Raw genomic sequence first — 20,244 nt, forward strand, 5'->3', positions numbered from 1 at the left:
ACGCGGACTTCGGCGGTAGCCAGAGGCGAGGACGGGTCGACACCTTCACAGGTCAAGCCTGCCTCGATCTTGCCCACGACCAACGCAACAGAGCCCGCCGGTCTGGTGCAGGATCTTCCATACCGTGCTGGCCGCGAGCGGGTAGCCCAGACGAGCCAGCTCACCCTGCACCCGGCGATGCCGCCAGGTCGGGTTCTCCGCGGTCAGGCGCAGGACCAGTTCCCGGATCTCGCGGTCTACGGGTGGCCGGCCGGGTCGCGCGTGTGGGTAGGTCCAATGTCGGGCGATCAGCTGTCGATGCCAGCGCAGCAGGGTCGGCGGGGTGACGAAAGAACGCCGCCCAGTGTTGCCGAGGCAGCAGCCGCGACAGCGCCGCCAGCACCACCCGGTCCGCGGGCTGGAGATCGGGTCGGTGCACCTGCCGGCGCAGCACCGCCACCTGATGCCGTAAGACCAGGAGTTCGACGTCCTTCGCGCCGCCGTCCCGGGCGAGCTGGGTCAGCATCTGCAGGATCTGACGCAGGAGCAGGTACACCAGCGAGGCTGCCAAACCTTGGATCGTCGCCGCCCTGATTGGGCCGACCTCGCACAAAGCCGCACGTCACAGCCACCGAACCGAATTTGCGAGCCCAACAAGCCCAGCCTGCGTCGGTGACGATGAAGCGCCGACGTCACCGGTTCGGCTGTTCTAACGAGGTCGAGCCGGTGGCCGGCGGATTCGGGCGAAAAGGGCGATGTGGTGTAATAGGCTCATGACCGTACGATTGCGCAGGTGGGGTCACGGAGGTGTTGTCAAGCACCCACCTCTAGGTCCGGCACCAGCCACTCGCCGACGGAGCGAGAGCCCTTGTACGGCACCAGATCGCGGAGGTGATCCATGCTCGACCCGACGATGCCCGTGGCCGTCCTCGACAGGCTCGACCTCCTGCTGCAGCGGGTCGTCCCCGATCCGCCGTCCGGTTCCCGCGACTCGAGGGCGGCCTCCCACCCTGTCGGTGACGCGGACGATGCCGCCCCAGACCCGCCGGGCTGGGACCTGATCAGCGACCTGCACTCTGGCTGGGCCTGGCTGCGCTCGGCACACGCGCTGAGCGAGATCGAGCTCGACGTGCTCCTGCTGGCGCTGGCCCCCGAGATCGACGTGCGCTACGTGCACGCCCTCGCCCAGCTGCAGAACGATGTCGGAGCGTGCCGCCCCACCGTCGCGCTCGTGCTGCGGCTGATAGCCCCGCTGCCGGTCCGCCCGGCGGCCCGATCGCTGTTCCGGTCCGACAGCCCGCTCCTGGCACAGCGCCTGATCACCCTCGTTCCCGACCCGCGCCTTGTCGCGCCAGTGCTGGCGAGCCACCATGTTGTCATCGACGAGCAGATCGTCGATGTCCTGCTCCAGCAGGGCGGTCTCGACCGGCGGCTGGCGGCGGTCGGCACGCTCACTGTGCCAGCCCCAGGTCAGTGGGGTCAGGTGCCGCTGCCGGAGGCCAAGCGGGAGCTGTTGTTGGGCGCAGCCAGGGCGGCCCAGGGGCGGCGCCCGCTGCGTCTCCACCTCCAAGGCCCCCCGGGATCCGGGCGGCGCACCGTTGCCGCGGCCCTCGCGGGCGAGCTCGGCATGCCGCTGCTCACGCTCGACCTGGCTGCGGTGACGGCCGAGCCGGATCACGGCGCGGTCCCGGCCGGTGCCGCCGGAGTGGTCGTGCGGGCGGTGCGCGAGGCCGTCCTGCACGGCGCCGTCCTGCACGTCGTGGGCGCCGACCAGGTGATTGCGGCGGTCGGTGGCGGTGCACCGACCCCGGTGGCGGCCGCGATGCTGGCCGCGCTGGCCGCCCACGAGGGGGTCACTGTGCTGTCCGGCACCGGTCCGTGGGTGCCGCCGGGTGCCGTGTTGCCGGGGGTGGTACCGGTCGACCTGGCCCACCCGCCGTTCGCGGCGCGGCGCGAGGCCTGGCACCGGCAACTGACCGCCGGTGGGGCCGACCCCGAGCTGGCCGACGAGCTTGCCGCACGGTTCCATGGCGGACCGGGTGCCGTCGCCGACGCGGTGGCAACCGCGGTCGCTTCGGCCGGCGGCACCGCACCCGTCCGGGCCGAGCTCTTCGCCGCCGCGCGCGGGCGCAGCGCCCACCACCTCGCCGACCTCGCGCGCCGGATCGAACCGGCCTACGGATGGGACGATCTCGTGCTCCCGGCCGACTCGACCGCCCAGCTGCGCAATCTGTGCCGCCGGGTCACGCTGGCCCGCACGGTCTGGCACGACTGGGGTTTCGAGCGCACGATCGCCCACGGCCGGGGTGCGACGGCGCTCTTTGCCGGCCCCTCTGGCACCGGCAAGACGATGGCCGCCGAGGTGGTGGCCCGCGAGCTGGGCCTGGACCTGTTCACCGTCGACCTGTCCACCGTGATCAGCAAGTACATCGGGGAGACAGAGAAGAACCTCGAACGCATCTTCACTGCGGCCACCGAGGCTGACGCGATCCTCATGTTCGACGAGGCTGACGCCCTCTTCGGCAAGCGCTCGCAGGTGCGTGACGCGCACGACCGCTACGCCAATGTCGAGACCGCCTACCTGTTGCAGCGGATGGAGCGCTACGAGGGCGTGGCCGTGCTCGCCACGAATCTGCGCACCCACCTCGACGAGGCGTTCACCCGGCGCCTGCAGTTCGTCGTCGACTTCCCGTTCCCCGACGACGAGCATCGCCGCCGGATCTGGTCGGTCGTGTTCCCGGCGCAGGTCCCGCTGCACCCGGACCTCGACCTCGACGCCCTCGCCCGCGACGTGCGGCTGGCCGGCGGCAACATCCGCAACGTTGCACTGCACGCGGCCTTCCTGGCCGCCGCCGACGACGGCGTGATCGACCGTGGGTACGCGCTCGCCGCGGTCGCCCACGAGTATCGCAAGCTCGGCCGGGTGCTGCCCGGCGTCGTCGGCGACGTCCCGGCCGCGGCCGACGCCGCAGCCGCCGCGGACCCGGCCGCCGACGATCTCGTGAGGGTGGGGTGAGGGGCGTGTTCGCCGATCTCGACGCGACCCTCCAGGCGATGCTCGACGACCCGACCGCCCCTGCTGACCTGCGCACCGCGGACGTGTCGTTCGTGACCCCGGACCGGGACTACAAACCGCCGCAGGCCACGATCAACCTCTACCTGCACGAGGTCACGGAGAACCGGGCGCTGCGCGACGAGGCCCGGGTCATGGAGCGTACCGGCACCGTGTGGTCGAGCCGGCTGCCTTCACTGCGGGTGGACTGCTCATACCTGGTGACGGCGTGGTCGGCGGACACCGGCGGCCTCAAGGTCGCCAACGAGCATCGATTGCTCGGCCTGGCCCTCATGTGGTTCAGCCGGTTTCCGGTGATCGCCGACCGGTTTCTCCAGGGATCGCTGAAGCACCCGCCGCAGCCCTTCCCGCTGCCCTCGGTTGTCGCGCAGACCGGAGAGGGCCAGGCGATGGGCCACTTCTGGACGGCCCTCGGCACGCCGCCTCGGCCGGCCTTCTCGGTGACCGTGACCATCACGGTCGACCCGTTCGACCAGGTCGAGCAGTTCGCCGCGGTCGAACGGTTGCACATCGACACCGGCTCGATCACCGACCCCAGGCTCGGCGGCCGCGTGCTCGATGCTGCGCTGTCCGCCGTCCCGGGGGTTGTGGTGTCGGTCGTGGGCACTCCGCTGACGGCGGCTACCGACGTTGCCGGCCGGTTCGCCCTGCCCGGTCTCGAGGCGGGCGCATGCACCTTGCGCGTGCAGCGGACCGGCGCGCCCGACCTTGACGTTGCCGTGACCTACGCGGTCGACCGACAGTTCCACGACGTGGTGTTGCCCACCCCCTGAAACCCCGTCCGACGGCCAGGAGGAGACGATGGTCGATTACCAGAGCAAGGCCCCCGGCGTGTACGTCGAGGAGATCACGCCGGCTGGGCCGATCGCCGGTTCCGGTACCAGCGTCACGGCGCTGATCGGAACGGTGGCCACGCCGCCGGCCTCGGCCGGGCTCGGCCAGCCGGTCGCGGTGACGAATTGGAACCAGTACGTCGCGGCGTTCGGCGATTACAAGGCCGGCCTCAACCTGCCGCACGCCGTGCGCGGGTTCTTCGCCAACGGCGGGACCTTCGCCTACGTGGTCCCGATCAAGGACAACTCTGTTCTGGACGCCGCCCTCGAGCAGCTGACCCGGTTCAAGGACGTGAGCCTGGTCTGCCTGCCCGGTGTGGTCGACGCGACCGTGCAGAGCAAGCTGATCGAACACTGCGACAAGCTTGGCGACCGGTTCGCGATCCTCGACGGCGCCCCGGACGCGACCCCGCTCAACGCCGACGGCGCGCTGCAGAAGCAGCGCGGCGGGCTGCTCTCGAAGAATGGCTTCGCCGGCCTGTACTGGCCGTGGATCCAGGTGTCCGACCCGCTCGCCGACCCGGCCAAGCCCACGACGATCAGCGTTCCGCCGTCCGGCCACCTCGCCGGCGTCATGGCCCGGGTGGATGGCGCGGTCGGCGTGCACCGGGCCCCGGCCAACGAGCCGGTGCGCGGTGCGGTGGCCCTCGACTACGTGCTCAACGACGACGAGCAGGGCGAGCTCAACACCAAGAACGTCAACGCCCTGCGCACCTTCCCGGGGTCACCGCCCCTGGTCTGGGGTGCCCGCACACTCACCGACGGGACGACGTGGCGCTACGTCAACGTGCGCCGCCTCGTGTCGTACATCGAAGACTCGCTCCTGGAGGGCCTGCGCTGGGCTATCTTCGCACCGCACAACCTGGCGCTGTGGAAAGGCCTGGAGCGCTCGATCGGCGAGTTCCTCGACCGGGTCTACGAGTCTGGGGCCCTGTTCGGCGCGACCGCGAAGGACGCGTACTACGTGAGCGTCGACGAGGCGAACAACCCGCCGGCCACGCGGAACCTGGGCCAGGTCAATATCGAGATCGGGCTGGCTGTCACCCGGCCGGCCGAGTACGTCGTCCTCCGCGTCGGCCTCTGGGACGGCGGCACGCGGATCACCGAGGGCTAGAGGCGAGGCGGAGCAGAGGATGGCCCAGACAGGACAACGCGTCGACCCGTTCCGGAACTTCAACTTCCTGGTCGAGCTCGACGACATCGCCCAGGCGAGCTTCAGCGAGTGCAGCGGCCTCGGGTCCCATACCGAGGTGATCGAGAACCGTGAGGGCGGTGACAACGGTTCGGTGCGCAAGCTCCCCGGCCGCACGACGTTCACCGACATCTCGCTCAAGTGGGGGCTGACGTCGTCGACCGAGCTGTGGCTCTGGCGGCAGCAGGTCACCGAGGGGAACGTGGTGCGGCGCAACGGTTCCATCGTAGTCTTTGACCTGGCCAACAGCGCCGAGGTGGCACGCTGGAACTTCGTGCGGGCCTGGCCGACGAAGTGGGACGGCCCGGCCTTGAGCGCCAAGGCCAACGACATCGCCGTCGACACCCTCGTGCTCGCGCACGAGGGCCTGACCCGGGTGTGACGGCGTGCTGGTCACCGAGGTCGAGTTCGAGCTGCCGAAGGGCTACGTCGACGCCGACGGCACGCTGCACCGCACCGGCACGATGCGGCTGGCCACCGCGGCCGATGAGATATACCCGCTCAAGGACCAGCGGGTGCAAAACTGGCCCGCCTACCTGATCGTCATCCTGCTCGCCCGGGTCGTCACCCGGCTGGGCAGCCTGACCGAGATTAACCCGGGGGTCATCGAGGGCCTCTTCTCCGAGGACCTCGCGCATCTCCAGGATCTTTACAACCGTGCGAACGGCCTGACCCCGCACGTGCTCTCGGCCCGCTGCCCGCATTGTGACCGGCAGCACGTGGTGGAGCTTCCGCTGCTGGGGGGATGACGGGCTACCCCCTGGACAGGGTCCATCAGGAGGTGGCCTTCCTCGGACGACACGTGCACTGGACCCTAACCGAGGTGCTCGACCTCGACCATGCCCAGCGGCGGCGCTGGGTGCAGGAGATCGCCGACCAGTTGGAGCCGAAGGAGGGGTCATGGTGACCGGACTAGCCGTCCCCGGACCGGTGCTGACCCTCGGTGCCCGACTCGACCTGGCCGGACGCCGGCTCGCCGTCCGGCATCTCACACAGCTGCCGTGGGCCGGACCCCTGTGGCGGCTGCTGAGCCGTGCCGAGGAGCTGTCCGGGCCGATGGGCCGCCGGTTCGAGCGCGACGAGAGCTCGCATTCCGGCAGGTCTGTCGGGCTCTTCCCAGGTGCCGCCGTCGCCCCGGTCACCGATGACTGGCCGGTGTCCGCATTCGCACCCGGCCGCCTGGGCGGGCCTGCCCGACTGGCGCCCGCCGCGTACCTGCCGCCACCTCCGGACGCCGCTCCCAAGGAGTCCGGTGTCGAGCCGGAATGGTCAGGCCAGGTCTGCGCGGCTCCCGAGTCGTCCGGATCGCCGTCCGGGTCGCTCAATCCGTCAACGGTGGCGCGCTCCGGCTCCGGCCGCCGGCTGCCGGCCGACGTGCGGTCGGCGCTGCGTGCGGTCGCCGGCCCCGGGGCCGATGCCATGGTCGTGCACGACGACGCGGAGGCCGACCAGGTCGCCCGACACCACCACGCCGACGCCGTGACCGTTGGGCGCGACGTGCACCTGCGCGCCGGTCGCCTCCGGCCCGACACGGCGGACGGGTTCGCCCTACTCGCGCACGAGGCCACCCACGTCGGCGCAGGGCTCACCGGCGCCGGTCGCCGTGCCGCTCCGGGCGGCCGCGCGGCCGAGGAGCAGGTCGCCCTCGCGCGGGAGGTGGTGGCCCGCCGTACGTTCGGGGCCGCCCCGGCGACTGTGTCGCCGCCGGCCATGCCGGTGTCCTCGGGCGCCGCAGCCGCGCACGAGGACGGCCACCGGCACGCGATGACCGCGCACACCGACCGCGACCACGCGGTCAACGGCGGGATCGACGTCGAGGAGCTGCGCCGCTCGCTGATAGGTGACCTGATGCGCCAACTGCGGTCCGAGTTTGAGCGAGGAGCGTGAGATGGGCACGCTGGAGACGCACCGCCGCGTGGCGCCCCGCCCGGTCTCCGGGGAGCTCGCGAAGGCGACGATCATCGACACCGTCACGGGCGCGGCGCACCCCGTGATGTACAACCCGGAGGAGCTCAAGCTTGACCAGGGCAACAGCTTCGCCGAGGTGGCGATCCCGGGGCTGAACGCACCACCCGTGCAGTATGTGCGGGGCAAGGCGCGGTCGCTGACGATGGAGCTGTTCTTCGACAGCTACGAGGTCGCCCGCGACGTCCGGGAGTACACCGCGCCGATCGTGCGCCTGCTCGACAAGCTGCCCCAGACGCAGGCGCCGCCGGTTCTGTTGTTCTCCCTGGGCCGGCTGCAGTTCCGCTGCGTGCTGGTCGACGCCGGCCAGCGGTTCACTATGTTCCTGCGTGACGGCACGCCTGTGCGGTCGACGATGTCGGTGCGGCTGCAGGAATACGTCGAGGTCTCCTTCCAGGTGCAGCGGGGGCTGTTCTTCGGCTCGCCCACGGTGTCGGCCGTCGCGAACACCGTGCGCGACCGCGGCGTGAAGGCTGCTGTCGCGGTCGGGGTGCTGCCGCCGTCCGCGACCGTGCACGTAGTCGTCAACGGCGACACTCTCAGCGGGATCGCCGCCGCGTACTTGGGCGACGCCGGCCGCTGGCGTCTGCTCGCGCAGGCCAACGGGATCGACGACCCGTTCGCGCTCGTGCCCGGGCGCGCGCTGGTAATCCCGGCGGACGGGGGACGGCCATGATCGCGCCGCCCTACGCACCCCGCTTCGACGTGCGCATCTCCGGGGTCACCATGGCGGCGGAGCTCGCCGACCACGTGCTGAGCCTGACCGTGGAGACCGATCTCGACCTGGCCGGCACGTTCGCAATCGTGCTGCACGACGCGGGCAGTAAGCTGCTGGACTCGCCGCTGCTCGACGTCGGCCGCGCCGTGGAGATCCACCTGGGCTACGGCAACGACCTAGCGCCGGCGTTCCTCGGCGAGATCGCGTCGATCGAGCCGTCGTTCCCCGCGGACGGCCCGCCCACGATCCGGGTCACCGGCTACGACATGTCCTACCGGATGCGGCGTGCCCAGCCCGAGCCCACCGAGTACTCATTCATGAACGACAGCGTGATCGCGACGCGGATCGCGGCCGAGAACGGCCTGCTGCCTATGGTGGACCCAACGCCCGGGCTGCCGAAGAAGATCATCCAGGTCGAGTCGGACTTTGCGTTCCTCAAGTCCCGCGCGCAGCAGTACTTCTTCGACGTCTACGTCGAGTGGGACCGACTGCACTTCCAGTTCCCGCGACCCCAACTGGCCGCGCACGTGCTCGAGTGGGGCTGCAACCTGACCAGCTTCTCCCCGCGAATCTCAGCCGCTGGGCTGGCCGGGCTGCAGGTGATCCGCGGGTACAGTCAGGAGCTCGCCCAGAGCATCTACGTGATGGCGCTTGCCGCGGACTTCGACCTCGACAACCTAGTCGAGCGCCTGGGCAGCTCGGCGATGGACCTGCTGGGCGCGCTAGTGCGCAAAGGGGTGCACAAGGTCAACGTCGAGAACCCGCTCGACGCGGCCGTGCTGGCACGCTCGCTCCTGGCCAACCTGCTTGAGGGCATGTACGAGGGCATGGGGTCGTGCATCGGCCTGCCCGAGCTCACCGCCGGCCGGTACATCACGGTGCGCGGCGTGGGCCGCCGCTTCGGCGGCACCTACCGGGTCCGGAAGGTGACCCACCGGATCGACGGCAACGGCTTCCGCACGGACTTCTCGATCACCCAGCGCGGCCACTCCAGCCTGATGGGCGTGTTGCGCAAGCAGGTGGTTGACGAGCCGCCGCCCGACCGGGCGGAGAAGTTCTACGGCGTCGTGTTGGCCGAGGTCATGGCCAACGCAGAGGTGCAGGCCGTGCCCCCGGAGATGCCCATCGGCCGGGTGAAGGTCTCCTACCCGGGCCTGTCGGACACCTTCACCAGCGGCTGGGCCCCGTGCGTGCGGCCGATGGCCACGACGGGTGCCGGCTTCTTCGCGCTGCCCGAGGTGGGCGACCAGGTGCTCGTCGCCTTTGAACACGGCGACCTCTCGAAACCCTACGTGCTCGGCGCGCTCTGGACCGCCAAGAGGCGACCGCCGGTGATCGACCTGCTCGGCACAAACGCCAAGCGGGTACTGCGCAGCACGAGCGGTCACACAATCACCCTCGACGATACCAAGGGCATGGAGAAGGTGACGATCGAGGACAAGTCCGGCAGCTCGATCACGCTCAACTCCCTCGACGGTTCGATGTCCATCTCGGCCAAGGGGGAACTGACCATCTCGGCCGGGCGTGACCTCACGCTCGAGGCGTTCAACGGGGTTACCGCGATCTCGATGACCCAGTCCGCGGTGGACGTGACATGACCGGGAAGGTCCGCTAATGGCGTCACCATTCGTGCTCTCCATGGGCAGCACCGTGTCGTGCGGCCACGGCGGAACCGTCGTGCCGAGCCCGCCGGACACTGCCAAGCTCAGCATCGCCGGTCGAAAGGTGCTCCTGGCCGCGGACCTGACGGCCGCAACCGTGACCTGTCCCGCCGTGACCGCCGGCCAAGTGGTGCAGTGCACCAAGGTGTCCTCGGTGGTCGACGCCCCCGGCGCCAAGTTGACGGTCGGCGGCAATCCGGTGATCCGCGACAGCCTGACCGGAATGACCAGCGGCGCGCCGCCGCTGCTGACAGCCCGTGCGGGCCAGTCGAAACTCTCGTCGGTGTCGGTGAGGACCTGATGGGTGAGGAGTTCGCTGGCCGAGGCCTGACCTTCCCGATGCAGCTGGGCAGTGCGGGGCTGGCCGAGTCGACCGGCCTGGCCAAGGTCGAGCAGTCGATCCGCATCATCCTCGGCACGCAGCCGGGGGAGCGGGTGATGCGGCCGGACTTCGGCTCGCGGCTGCGGGACCTGGCCTTCGCGCCGAACACCCCGGCCACCGCCGACCTGGCCCGCTACTTCGTCACTGAGAGTCTGACGCGCTGGGAGCCGCGGATCGAGCTGCTCGAGGTCGAGGTCACGAACGACCCAACCCTCGGGCTGCTGCTGATCCAGATCCGATACCGCCTGCGTGCCACCGGGGGCGTGCAGGCGCTCGTGTACCCGTTCCCGCTGGAGCATGCCCGATGAAGTACGAATCCCGTCGCGGCCGGATTGTGCCGCCGGACCTCGACGACCGCACCTGGCAGCAGCTGGTCGACCAGATGTGCGCCCTGATCCCGCAGTACGCGCCGCAGTGGACCGACCAGAATCCCAGCGACCTGGGCATCACGCTGATCGAGCTGTTCGCGTGGCTGGCCGAGGGCGTGACGTACCGGCTCAACCGCACCCCAGAGAAGAACTACATCGCCTTCCTCAACCTGCTGGGGGTGACGCGCGACCCGGCGACGCCGGCGAGCACCTACCTCACGTTCGAGCCCGGGGCGGCGCCCGTCGTCGTGCCCGCCGGGGCACAGGCGCAGACGGCGACCCGGGAGGGCCGCCCAGTGGTGTTCGAGACCGACGAGGACGTACGGGTCCTTCCGACCGTGCTCGCCTCCGCGCTGGCGATCCCTCCGTTCGCGGCCGGCGCCGCCTCCGCGCAGTACACGGACGTCACGAGCCAGGTCGTCGGGCCGCCCACTGGCAAGTACCTGGTCGAGGTGCCCGCCGGCCAGTCGGTGCAGCTCTGCCTCGGCTTCGAGCAGGCCGTGACCGAGGAGATCCTCCTCGGTCTGCGCCTCTACCGAGCACTGGCGCCGTCCGAAACGGTGACGCTCGCGTGGTCGTACTCGCAAGGTGTCACGCAGCCGTTCGACTGGCCGGTGCTGCCGGCTGCGGCCGTCACCGACGGCACCGAGGGCTTTCGGCACGACGGCCGAATCGGCCTCACCGTACCGGCCGATTGGGCGGCGCAGCGCGCCGCCGGTGAAGCCGCGACCAAGCCCTGGACGGCGGTAACCCCTCGGACGACGGCCGGCGGGGTGAGCGACCCGCGGTTCTGGCTGGGGCTGCGCATCACAAACCCCGGGGCGATGCCGCTGGCCATCGGCGTCGACCGGCTGCTCTTCAACGCAGCCGCGGCCCGCTCGGCCCTGACCGTGCGCGCCGCGGAGGACCTCGGCACCAGCACCGGCGGCCCGTTCCAGATCTTCGAGCTCGCGCACCGACCGGTCTTCCGCCGTCCGGGGCTGGCGCCGCCGTACGACCACGTGAGCGTCCAGGTCGGCATCGGCACCCCGACGGTGTGGGCGGCCTGGTCGCTGGTGGCTGAGCTGCCGCCCGGGCCGGGCACGGTCTACCGGCTCGACCCGGTGACCGGCGAGGTCAGCTTCGGCAACTACGACCCGGCCACCGGTCAGGGGCACGGCACAGTGCCCCCGGCCGGCGCCCGGATCCGTGCCGCGAGCTACCGGTACGTCGACTCCGGCGCCGGCGGCAACGTGGACGCCGACCGGCTCACCGTGCTCGGCACCCTGAAGTCGGGGGCGCTGCTGACCGGGGTGGCCGGTGTGACCAATCTCGGCCCAGGCCGCGACGGTGCCGACGAGGAGCCGATCGAGGACACCCTGCGGCGCGCGCCGGAAGAGCTGAAGATCCGGGACCGGGCCGTGACCGCGGACGACTACCAGTTCCTGGCCCGCAAGTCGGGCAGCGACGTGCGCATCGTGCGCTGCCTGACTCCGCGCCTCCATGCGGCCGACGGACCAGGCCCGGCCCCGCCGCCCTGGGTCAAGGGCGATCCTTGGACCTACGCTGGCATCGTGCGGGCTCCGGGTAACGTGATCGTCATCGTCGTGCCCGACCAGGGGCCGGGTGTGGCCCGCCCGGAGCCGACGCCGGAACAGATCCACCAGGTGCGTGCCTATCTCGACCCGCGCCGCGACCTCACGGCGCACCTCGACGTGCTAGGCCCCCGCTACCTGCCGGTGATCGTCAGCGTGGAGATCGTCGTGTGGCAGCAGGCCGTGGACGCCGGTGCCGATCCGGCCCGAGTCCGCTCCGACACCCTCGACCTGATCAAGACGTTCCTGCATCCCACCCGCGGCGGCCCGGACAAGGAGGGGTGGGCCGTGGGACAGCACGTGTTCTCCTCGGACCTGTTCCGGGCGATCATCCCGTCCGAGGATCTCGGCTACATATCCGTCCTGCAGGTGCGCCCCGACGTGCCCGTCTACCATTTCCCGCCGCTGAACCCGGTGGGCACGGTCGCCAACTACGACCCGGTCAGGGAGCGCCCGATCCCGCTGTCGTCGCTGGCCGCCTCGGTGCGGGTAGCGGATTACGAACTGGTCTGCGCTGCGGCCGATGCCGAGCACCAGATCAAGACCACGATCTCGCCGCTCTGACCCGTGACTGGAGGAGGCGTCGCTGCGATGGACACGACGAGCACCTATCTGCGCTACCTGCCGCCCGTGCTGTGGGCGGACGGGCCGTCGGAGGTCACGCTCGGCACCACCCTGCGGATCATGGAAAAGGTGCTCACCGGCATCGACGACGGGGTGCTGCCGCCCGGCGGCCGGCCGGCGATCACCGACGAGGTCGCCCGGCTGCACCGGTTGTTCGACCCTTGGACGACGCCAGCCGAAAAATTCCTGCCCTGGCTCGCCTCGTGGGTGGCGCTGGAGTTCCCGACCCTGCAGGACGTGCCGCTCTGGGACGAATACCAGCGCCGCAAGGTGACCGCGGAGATCGCGCAGATCTACCGGCTGCGCGGGCGTAAGGCGGGGCTCAACCAGTACCTCGACCTCTACGCCGTGGGCCGTACCCGGCCGCGGGTGGCTCTCGACGACGGCACCCGGCTGCTGTCTCTCACCCCCAACGTGGGCGCGCTGGCCACCGTCGCCGGGCTGGTGACGCAGGGTCCGACCCTGGTCGGCCGCACGGTCCGGGCCGAGGGGGTCGCGCGGCCGTGGAGCGTAGCGGTCGCCTCGGACGGCAGCCTGCTCGTCGTGGACACCGCCGTGCCGGCCGGTGCCGCAGTGCAGCTGACCGCCCGGGCCTGGCACCTCGACGCCACCGGTCGGCCCGACGTGGCCGGCAGCCCGCCACGGCCGGTGCCGCTCGGCGCGGACACGCTCGGCCAGGCCCGGCTCGTCGCGGTCGCGGTGCGCCCGGCACGCGGTGCGGCGCCCGAGACCGCCTACCTGCTCGACCGGACCGGCCGGCTGTTCTCCGTGCCGGCCCCGTTTCACAGCACGACGGCCACGCTCGTGACGTCGCTGGGCACCGCCGCGGCCCCTGTATCACCGGTGGCGATGACGGTTGACCCGGCCAACGGCGACCTGCTCGTGCTCGACCGCGGGGCAGGGCCCGGCTCCCCGAACCCGCCCGGGGTGATCACGGTTCGGCCCGACCCGCTCGGCGTGAGCCGCAACGCCCTGGCGAAGGTGCAGGAGCCGCTGTCCATCTGCGTCGAGCCAGACGGCACCCTGCTGGTCGGCGACGGCGGCGACCAGGACCCGGCAAGCCCGGCTGGCTTCCCCGGTGACCTTCTGTGCGTCGACCGGGGTGCGGGTTGGACCCACACCTCGGTGCTGGCGGCCGGTCACCCGCTGGTCGCGCCGACCGGCCTGGCGCGTACCGCCGACGGCCGCCTCTACGTGCTCGATGCCGGGCTCAAGCCCTTGGCCCCGTCGGCGACGAACCCGTTCATCTGCGAAGTGGCCGAGCCCGCAGCCGTCTACGAGGTCGACCTCGCCGGCCCTGCGGCGGTGCTCGCCCGCATCACCGAGCCTGGCCAGTTCGTCTATCCGACCGGACTAGCCGCAGCCGGGGGCCGGCTGCTGGTATGTGATCCGGGCCAGCCGGAAGTGGCCGGCCAACAATCGTTCTGGTCGCGGGTGCGGCCGTTCATGTTCGACGTGGTGATCCACTTCGCGGCGTCGCGACTGCCTTCGGCCGCGAGCGAGCGGCAGCGGGTGCTCAATCAGGCCGTAGGAAATATCCGCACGATCACCGACGCGCAGCGGCCAGCGCACACGGTGTGGAACCTGATAACGGCGATCTGACCGGCGTAGGCAGCGATTAGGTGGGGACGAGATGACAGTCATCAAGCGGACCGGATACCGGGACAACGGGCAGCCGGCCGACGCGACGATCGGTGTCCTCGGCGCGACCCGCGTGGCGGAAGGCGCCCTGGACGTCGTCGCAGGTCCGGCCACGGTGCCCGATCAGGCCTTCTGCTGGGAGGCCAAGGCGGTCCGGGCGGACGTCGAGTCGCTCGCCGTCGAGACCGACAAGGTTCCCCTCTCGATCCCATTCCTGGAGGCGATATGAGCGACGGCGCGGTGAGGCGCAGCCAGTACTGGAACGTCACGGCCGGTACGGTCCGCACCGGGGCCACCGGCCACGGCGAGAGCCTCACGGACATGGACGGGTACGTCGCCCCGATGGACCGTGCCCGCGGCACCGGACTATTCCTCTGGGGGGTGGCCGAAGGGCTCTCGGTGGTCGCCGTGTCGGGCCAGTCTGGCGTCACGGTGCGTCCCGGATCGGCGTTGGACGCCGCCGGCCGCATGGTCCTGGTCACCGTGGGCGGCGTCGTCGTCGTCGACCCGGACGTCGACCCGGGCCAAATTCTCGACGTGCCGACCCGGCTGGTCCCCGACGAGGGGGTGAGCCTCCCGACCGCCGAACCCGCAGCGGACCTCGTGCTTACGCTCACCTGGCGCGAGGTGCAGGGCGAGAGCACGCTCGCGAACGCGCCCGCACTGTTGCACGCGCCCTGGCTGCGCCTGTTGCCGGCGGCCGGATTCCAGGACATCGGCGAGCAGGTAGTGCTCGCCCAGGTGTCAGTCGACGACGCGGGGCTGGTCACCAAGCTGGCCCCGGGCAGCCGTCGGCTGGTCGGTGTGCCGGTCGGGCGGTTTCGATTGCGCGCACCGAAGGCGGCTGGCATGGGCGAGCTCGGGGTGAACCAGATCGACACCGCGGAGATCACGACCGACGCGGCGGGCGGCGTCAGGGTGAACCTCCTGACCGGTAGGCCGCGCACCGCGCTGAGCATCGACGGGGCAACCGCGGATGCGCAGCTGCTCGGGTCGCTGACCGTCAGTCGCACCGTGCGGGTTAGCGTGCCAGGTGGGCAGGCCTACGAGATGTCGGCCGCTGGCGACGGCAGGTGGCACGTGCGTGACGTGACCGCGAGTGCCGACCGGCTGGTCGTGGACCAGGCCGGCAATCTCGGCATCGGGATCGGCGCTGAGAAGGCGCAACGGACTGTGCACGTCGAGGGCGGCGAGGTGCACAGCGGCGGCGGCAGCGGAGGGTTCTCGTTCGCCGACCGCAGCACCGGTTCCTTCATGAACGTGCCCAGTGCCGGGCAGCGGTGGGTCTGGTACGCGCTGGACGGGTCGGCGCGGCTGTGGTCCGCGTTCGACCGGATCAGCGTGAGCGCCACAGGTGAGGGCGGCGGGCTCGATGTCGCCCGACGGATGCGGGTGCGGCAAGGCGGGGACGCGTCGGCAGGCATCTGGTTCCTGCAGTCGACACCGAACGCCGATCGCGCCTTCGTCGGCATGGCCGACGACACCCACGTCGGCTTTTGGGGCAACACCGGCGCCGGTTGGGGCCTGCTGATGGACACGTCGACCCGGGCGGTGCTGTTCGGAGGCGACTTCGGCCGCCCCGACGGCCCTGCGACGCTCTCGCTCTTCGGATCTCGGCTGCTCGACACGGGCGGCGGGGTGCTGGCGATCCGCAGCGGCGGCGGCGTGGTCGCGTTCGACGGCGGCGGCAGAGTCGGCATCAACACCCGCGCGCCGGAGGCGCCGCTCGACGTGGTCGGGTCGGCGACCGGGATCATCGGCCGCGGCGGCAACGGCGTGTTTCAGGCCGGCGTGCATGGCATCGGCAACTTTGGTGTCTGGGCCGATGGCAGCAACAACGGCATCCTCGCCGTCGGCCCGAACTACGCCGGCATCTTCTGGGGCAGGGTGCAGATCTCCGGTGACCTCGACGTGCGCGGCACGATCTTCAAGGGCGGCGGGGGTTTCCGGATCGACCATCCGCTGGCCCCGAAGGAGAAGTACCTGTCCCACTCGTTCGTCGAGTCGCCCGACATGGCGACCCTGTACACCGGCACGGCGGTGACCGACGACGTGGGCCTAGCCGTGGTCGAGCTGCCCGGCTACTTCGACGCGCTGAACGACGACCCTCGGGTGCAGCTCACCACGGTGGGGGCGCTCACCGCCGTGACCCTCGATGCGCCGGTCGCCGACGGCCGGTTCACCATCCGCACGGCCGACCCGGGCGTGACCGTGTGCTGGCTGGTCACCGGGGTCCGGGTGGACGCCTGGGCGCAGGCCAACCGAATCGCCGTCGAGGCGTACAAGGAGCCGGCTGAGCGGGAGCGGTTCCTGCACGCGGCCGAGCTCGGGCACCCGGCCCAGGCCAACCTGATGGGCCCGGATTCCCCGCTCTCCTGACCCTCCCGAACTGGCTCGACCCGAGCTCTCCGACCCGAACCGTTCCGCTCGACTTGCGAAACCACCGACGAGACAGGAGATCACGATGCTGAATGAGATCCGGGGCCGCCTGGCCCAGATGGAGCAGGAGTACCGCACTGGCGAGCAGCAGCTCGGCGAGCTGCTGCGCCGAGAGGTCTCGCTGCGAGAGACCATGCTGCGCATCAGCGGGGCGGTCCAGGTGCTCCAGGAGCTGCTGCCGGTAGAGGCGGGTGACGTCCCGGGTGCTGCGGCTGCCGGACCGGTCGGTGGCGCGGACGTTGCTCGGGTCGAGGCGAATGATGCCTCCGGCTCGCCGAGCGTGCTGACTGTGCCCTGAGCCGGCGGGGGAGTCGGAGATGGGCGGGGGACCGGGTGCCATGCAGGTGCGGGAAGCGCCCGTCCCAGCACCGGTGACGTCGACCGGTACCGCCGGGCCGGTAGGGCCGGGCGTCCAAGAGCCGGGCGTCCAAGGGCCGGGGCCGGGGTCGAAGCGTGCCGGCGGCGTGGATCCGCTCGCCGTGCTCGGGGCGCCACCCGGGGACGGTGCCGCGGCCGCGCGCGCCGTGATGGCCGCGGTCGAGTCCATCACGCCCGGGCCGGGCGGCACGCTGCACACCACCTATCTCGGCCGGGACCTGAAGCTCACCGCCCAGCAGGCCGAGCAGGTGCGCTCCGCGGCTCGCGCCCAGCTCGGCCGCGCGGTCGACCGCAGCGCCCGACGTGGCGACGACGCGATGGGCCGCTACCAGGAGCATGAGAAGGTCAATGCCGACTTCCCGGTCACGTCGCGCGCGGTCAAGGGCTGGGCATGGGTGCGCAGCTTGGGCGACTACAGCAACCCGGACGAGGCGCTCGCCGGGCTGAAGGCGACCCTTGCCACTGAGGCCGACCTGGCGCGCAAGGCGTTGGCGGCCGGGCAGTTCCAGGCTGCGGCCGAGCACGTGGCGCGGGCCGACGCGGCGTCCGAGCGGGCGGCGAAGCTCGTCGAGGCCTACGTGAAGCAACTGATCGAGGGCGGGGAGGGACTGGCCGTCGGTCTGGAGTACACCCGTGACGCCGCCTTCATCACGCTGGGCATCCTGGCCGTCGTCGTGACCGGGGGCGCGGCAGCCGGTGTCGCCCCGGGAGTGCTGGGCACCGGCGTGGCCGGGTTGAGCGTCACGGGCACGGCGACCGTGATCTCGGTCGGTGCCCCCATCGTCGCCAATGTTGGGGCCGGCGCGGTCGAGGCCGCGTACGGCGACAAGGTCGACTGGGGCTCGATCGCGTTCGACGCCGCGGTGCAGGTCGTGCTCGCCAGGTTCGGCGGCAAGCTCGGCCAGGGCGTCTTCGGTCGCCTGGCCGGCAACCCCGCGACGGCCACACTCGGGCGCAAGGCGGTGGCGGTCCTGCTTAGCGGCGTGGCGACGCACGAGGTCTCGCAGGCGTTCTCGGTCACCGCCCACAAGACCTTCGACGCCCTGCGTGGGCGCGACGTCACGTGGGAGGGCTTCGTCACCGAGATGGAGCAGCGACTCACCGATCCAACCGGCCTGTTCATGGCTGTGCTGATGAGCGGCGTCCAGATGGGGGCGAACGTCACCGTCGAGCGGGCCGCCGCGCCCAAGCCGCCCACGCCCCCGGTCACCAAGCCTCCGGTAGCCAAGCCTCCGGCCGCCAAGCCTCCTGCGGTGAAGCCTCCTGCGAAGTCTCCTGCCGCCCCGCTGGTGGCGACTGAACCGCCGGCGGGCTCGACCTCCCAGTCGCCCACGGCGAAGCCCCGGGCGCCGAAGCCGGCGACCATGGAGCCCTCGGGCGTGGCCCCACCTCCTGCCGCCAAGCCCAAGAGCGCCGGCACGACCAAGAGCACCGCCGCACCGAAGAGCGCCGCCAGGCCCAAGGCACCCGTTCCGGCGGTGGACGAGCCGTTGAACTCACCGGTGCCGCGTAAGCCCGGCACCTCGAGCCGCTTTGCCGAGGGCGAGGGGATGCTCGAGTCCGTCCGGGCGGCCAACACCGGCGCATCCGTCGAGCAGCGCACCCTGGCGGAACGGGGCACGCAGGTCGACAGTTCGCCTGGTCGTGCGCCCGGCCGGCGGGTGTCGTCCGGTGGATCCGCTAGACCCAAGCCCGCCGCTGCGTCGGGTCCGGCGGCGGCGAAGGCTCCGTCGCCAAAGCCCAAGAACCCGAGCACGGCCTCCTCTACGGCGCCCGGTCCCAAGACCAAGGGCTTGACCAAGCCATCCCAGACGGCTCCCAAGGTGACAGCCAAGGCCGGGGCGAAGCCCATCTCGCAGCGCGTGCTGATCGGGGATCTGGAGAACGGGCTGCCCACCGGGGTCACCGGTGAGCTCCTGCCCTCTGACCTGCACACCGGGTCTCCGTCGTCGAGTGACGTGAACCCGGTGGGCCTGCGCACCGGCGAGCTCGACCCGCTGGGTGCGCGCCGGGGTCACCTGCTGGCGAACCTCTTCGGCGGCTCGGGACGTGACCGGGGCAACTTGGCGTGGATGCACAAGCGGATCAACAGCTCCGACTACAAGGTGCGGTTCGAGAACCCCGTCCGCAAGGCGCTCGAGGGCGGCAACAGCGTGCGGTTCGGCGTCCGGCCGAAGTTCCGGCCGGGCGAGGCTGCGCCCTACGAGGTGGAGGTCTGGGCGACCCGCCCCGACGGCACAGTCGTGGTGCCGGTGCAGGACATCCCGACGCCGGGCTTGGGCGACATCAGCTCCGCGGTGGGGGACTAGTGTCAACTCCGTGTTGTCGGTGCCGCGGGCGAAGACGTGTTCGTGGTCTGGTCCCATGGACCCCAACGCCGGTTCGGAGGCCAAGATGCCGCCGTCGTTGTGCCGAGCCCAGTCGTGCCAGCGGCTGTCGTACCAGGCGCGTTGGCAGTGCGCGTTGTCCGTGCCGCGGACGTAGATGTTGCACACGTCCCCGTTCCGGGAGATGGTCGCCGGTCCGCCGCTGTATCCGCCGGGCGGGCCGCCCAGGTTGAACCAGACGCTCCAACCCATGTCTTAGAGCTCCTAACTCTTTGAGCGTTGGAGTCGTCGCCAGCAGATGATGGCGCAGGCGAGGGTGAGGAAGGCTTCGTGGATGTCGTCGCGGATCTCCCAGCGGATGCGTAGGCGGCGGAACCAGTGCAGCAGGGCGATGGTCTTGTTCGACGGCCCATCGTCGGGTGCCGAGGCCGGAGCCGTGGGCGACGCCGCGTCGGGCGATGACCGGGGTGATGCCCCTGTCGCGCAGCTGGCGGCGGTAGATGTCGAAGTCGTAGCCCCGGTCGGCGTAGATCCGCTCGGGTCGCTGCCGGGGTCGGCCACGGATGCCCCTGATCCGGGGGACCTTGTCGACCAGGGGCAGCAGCTGGGTGACGTCGTGACGGTTGCCGCCGGTCAGGGTCGCGGCGAGGGGGATGCCGCCCGCGTCGGTGATGACGTGGTGTTTCGAGCCCGGGCGGCGGCGGTCGACCGGGCTCGGACCGGTTTTGGGCCGCCTTTGAGCGCCCGGATGTGGGAGCCGTCGATCACCGCCCGGGACATGTCCAGCTGACCGGCGGCCCGCAGCTTGCCCAGCAGGAGCTCATGAAGTCGTTGCCACACACCGGCGTCGTTCCAGTCCCGTAGCCGGCGCCAACAGGTCATGCCAGACCCGAACCCGAGCTCCTGAGGAAGGAACTCCCACGGGGATCCCGGTGTAGAGCACGAACAAGATCCCGCACAACACCTGCCGGTCATCAAGCGGCTTGCGACCGGGATACAGATCTTGAAAGGTCAGGTTTGTCTACTGTGGGGCGGCGTGTCGGCGTGATCTTCGCGGGTCGGCGGCGTAGGCCGGGGGTATGAGGTATCC

The 20,244-nt window shown here is 71.0% G+C and carries 18 protein-coding genes and 1 pseudogene; 17 read left to right on the forward strand and 2 right to left on the reverse strand.

All coding sequences use genetic code 11. The features are described from left to right. Positions 1-160: 160 nt before the first annotated feature. Positions 161-535: a hypothetical protein gene (locus tag ACFYPD_RS33705; RefSeq protein ID WP_387122730.1), complete on the reverse strand. Its 375-nt coding sequence runs from the start codon at positions 533-535 to the stop codon at positions 161-163. A 342-nt stretch (positions 536-877) separates the two neighbouring features. Between ACFYPD_RS33705 and ACFYPD_RS33710 the strand changes: the two genes are divergently transcribed. From ACFYPD_RS33710 to ACFYPD_RS33790, 17 genes are all read left to right on the forward strand, one after another. Further along, the gene (locus ACFYPD_RS33710; RefSeq protein ID WP_387122733.1) at positions 878-2,995 is read left to right on the forward strand and encodes an AAA family ATPase; all 2,118 of its coding nucleotides are present in this window, start codon (positions 878-880) and stop codon (positions 2,993-2,995) included. A gap of 5 nt (positions 2,996-3,000) precedes the next feature. After that, entirely contained in the window at positions 3,001-3,825 is an 825-nt protein-coding gene (locus tag ACFYPD_RS33715) for a DUF4255 domain-containing protein (RefSeq protein ID WP_387122736.1), read from the forward strand. Between the two features lie 28 nt (positions 3,826-3,853). Next, positions 3,854-4,999 (forward strand): phage tail sheath subtilisin-like domain-containing protein, encoded by a 1,146-nt coding sequence (locus ACFYPD_RS33720; protein ID WP_387122739.1) that lies wholly within the window; start codon positions 3,854-3,856, stop codon positions 4,997-4,999. A gap of 19 nt (positions 5,000-5,018) precedes the next feature. Next, positions 5,019-5,459 carry a phage tail protein gene (locus ACFYPD_RS33725; RefSeq protein ID WP_387122741.1) on the forward strand — a complete coding sequence of 147 codons (441 nt, stop codon included), beginning with the start codon at positions 5,019-5,021 and terminating at the stop codon, positions 5,457-5,459. A 4-nt stretch (positions 5,460-5,463) separates the two neighbouring features. Further along, positions 5,464-5,826, forward strand: a complete 363-nt coding sequence (locus ACFYPD_RS33730; protein WP_387122744.1) for a hypothetical protein — start codon at positions 5,464-5,466, stop codon at positions 5,824-5,826. Then, positions 5,823-5,984, forward strand: coding sequence for a DUF6760 family protein (locus ACFYPD_RS33735; RefSeq protein ID WP_387122747.1), 162 nt, complete (start codon positions 5,823-5,825; stop codon positions 5,982-5,984). Before ACFYPD_RS33730 ends, ACFYPD_RS33735 begins: the two co-directional genes overlap by 4 nt. Then, positions 5,978-6,964: a DUF4157 domain-containing protein gene (locus tag ACFYPD_RS33740; protein ID WP_387122750.1), complete on the forward strand. Its 987-nt coding sequence runs from the start codon at positions 5,978-5,980 to the stop codon at positions 6,962-6,964. The genes ACFYPD_RS33735 and ACFYPD_RS33740 overlap by 7 nt, the downstream gene beginning before the upstream one ends. A gap of 1 nt (position 6,965) precedes the next feature. Further along, complete coding sequence (locus tag ACFYPD_RS33745) at positions 6,966-7,718, forward strand: LysM peptidoglycan-binding domain-containing protein (RefSeq protein ID WP_387122753.1); 753 nt, start codon at positions 6,966-6,968, stop codon at positions 7,716-7,718. Continuing rightward, the gene (locus tag ACFYPD_RS33750) at positions 7,715-9,358 is read left to right on the forward strand and encodes a phage baseplate assembly protein V (protein WP_387122756.1); all 1,644 of its coding nucleotides are present in this window, start codon (positions 7,715-7,717) and stop codon (positions 9,356-9,358) included. Before ACFYPD_RS33745 ends, ACFYPD_RS33750 begins: the two co-directional genes overlap by 4 nt. 40 nt (positions 9,359-9,398) lie before the next feature. Then, positions 9,399-9,722: a hypothetical protein gene (locus ACFYPD_RS33755; RefSeq protein ID WP_387122759.1), complete on the forward strand. Its 324-nt coding sequence runs from the start codon at positions 9,399-9,401 to the stop codon at positions 9,720-9,722. Further along, entirely contained in the window at positions 9,722-10,111 is a 390-nt protein-coding gene (locus ACFYPD_RS33760; RefSeq protein WP_387122762.1) for a GPW/gp25 family protein, read from the forward strand. Before ACFYPD_RS33755 ends, ACFYPD_RS33760 begins: the two co-directional genes overlap by 1 nt. Further along, positions 10,108-12,309 (forward strand): putative baseplate assembly protein, encoded by a 2,202-nt coding sequence (locus tag ACFYPD_RS33765; protein WP_387122765.1) that lies wholly within the window; start codon positions 10,108-10,110, stop codon positions 12,307-12,309. The genes ACFYPD_RS33760 and ACFYPD_RS33765 overlap by 4 nt, the downstream gene beginning before the upstream one ends. Before the next feature lie 27 nt (positions 12,310-12,336). Next, positions 12,337-13,971: a phage tail protein gene (locus ACFYPD_RS33770; RefSeq protein ID WP_387122768.1), complete on the forward strand. Its 1,635-nt coding sequence runs from the start codon at positions 12,337-12,339 to the stop codon at positions 13,969-13,971. Positions 13,972-14,002: 31 nt separating this feature from the next. Then, positions 14,003-14,239, forward strand: a complete 237-nt coding sequence (locus ACFYPD_RS33775) for a hypothetical protein (protein ID WP_387122771.1) — start codon at positions 14,003-14,005, stop codon at positions 14,237-14,239. Beyond that, the gene (locus tag ACFYPD_RS33780; protein ID WP_387122774.1) at positions 14,236-16,389 is read left to right on the forward strand and encodes a hypothetical protein; all 2,154 of its coding nucleotides are present in this window, start codon (positions 14,236-14,238) and stop codon (positions 16,387-16,389) included. Before ACFYPD_RS33775 ends, ACFYPD_RS33780 begins: the two co-directional genes overlap by 4 nt. 85 nt (positions 16,390-16,474) lie before the next feature. Further along, a complete protein-coding gene (locus ACFYPD_RS33785) occupies positions 16,475-16,747 on the forward strand; it encodes a hypothetical protein (protein ID WP_387122777.1) in 273 nt (90 codons plus the stop codon). A gap of 166 nt (positions 16,748-16,913) precedes the next feature. Beyond that, entirely contained in the window at positions 16,914-19,136 is a 2,223-nt protein-coding gene (locus ACFYPD_RS33790) for a DNA/RNA non-specific endonuclease (protein WP_387122781.1), read from the forward strand. 282 nt (positions 19,137-19,418) lie between these two features. Here the strand turns inward: ACFYPD_RS33790 and ACFYPD_RS33795 are convergent. Continuing rightward, positions 19,419-20,151 (reverse strand): annotated as a pseudogene (locus ACFYPD_RS33795) (IS5 family transposase); the annotation flags it as partial. Positions 20,152-20,244: the final 93 nt, after the last annotated feature.

Origin of the sequence: Micromonospora sp. NPDC005299 (assembly GCF_042872345.1) — a bacterium.
Taxonomy (GTDB): Bacteria; Actinomycetota; Actinomycetes; order Mycobacteriales; family Micromonosporaceae; genus Micromonospora.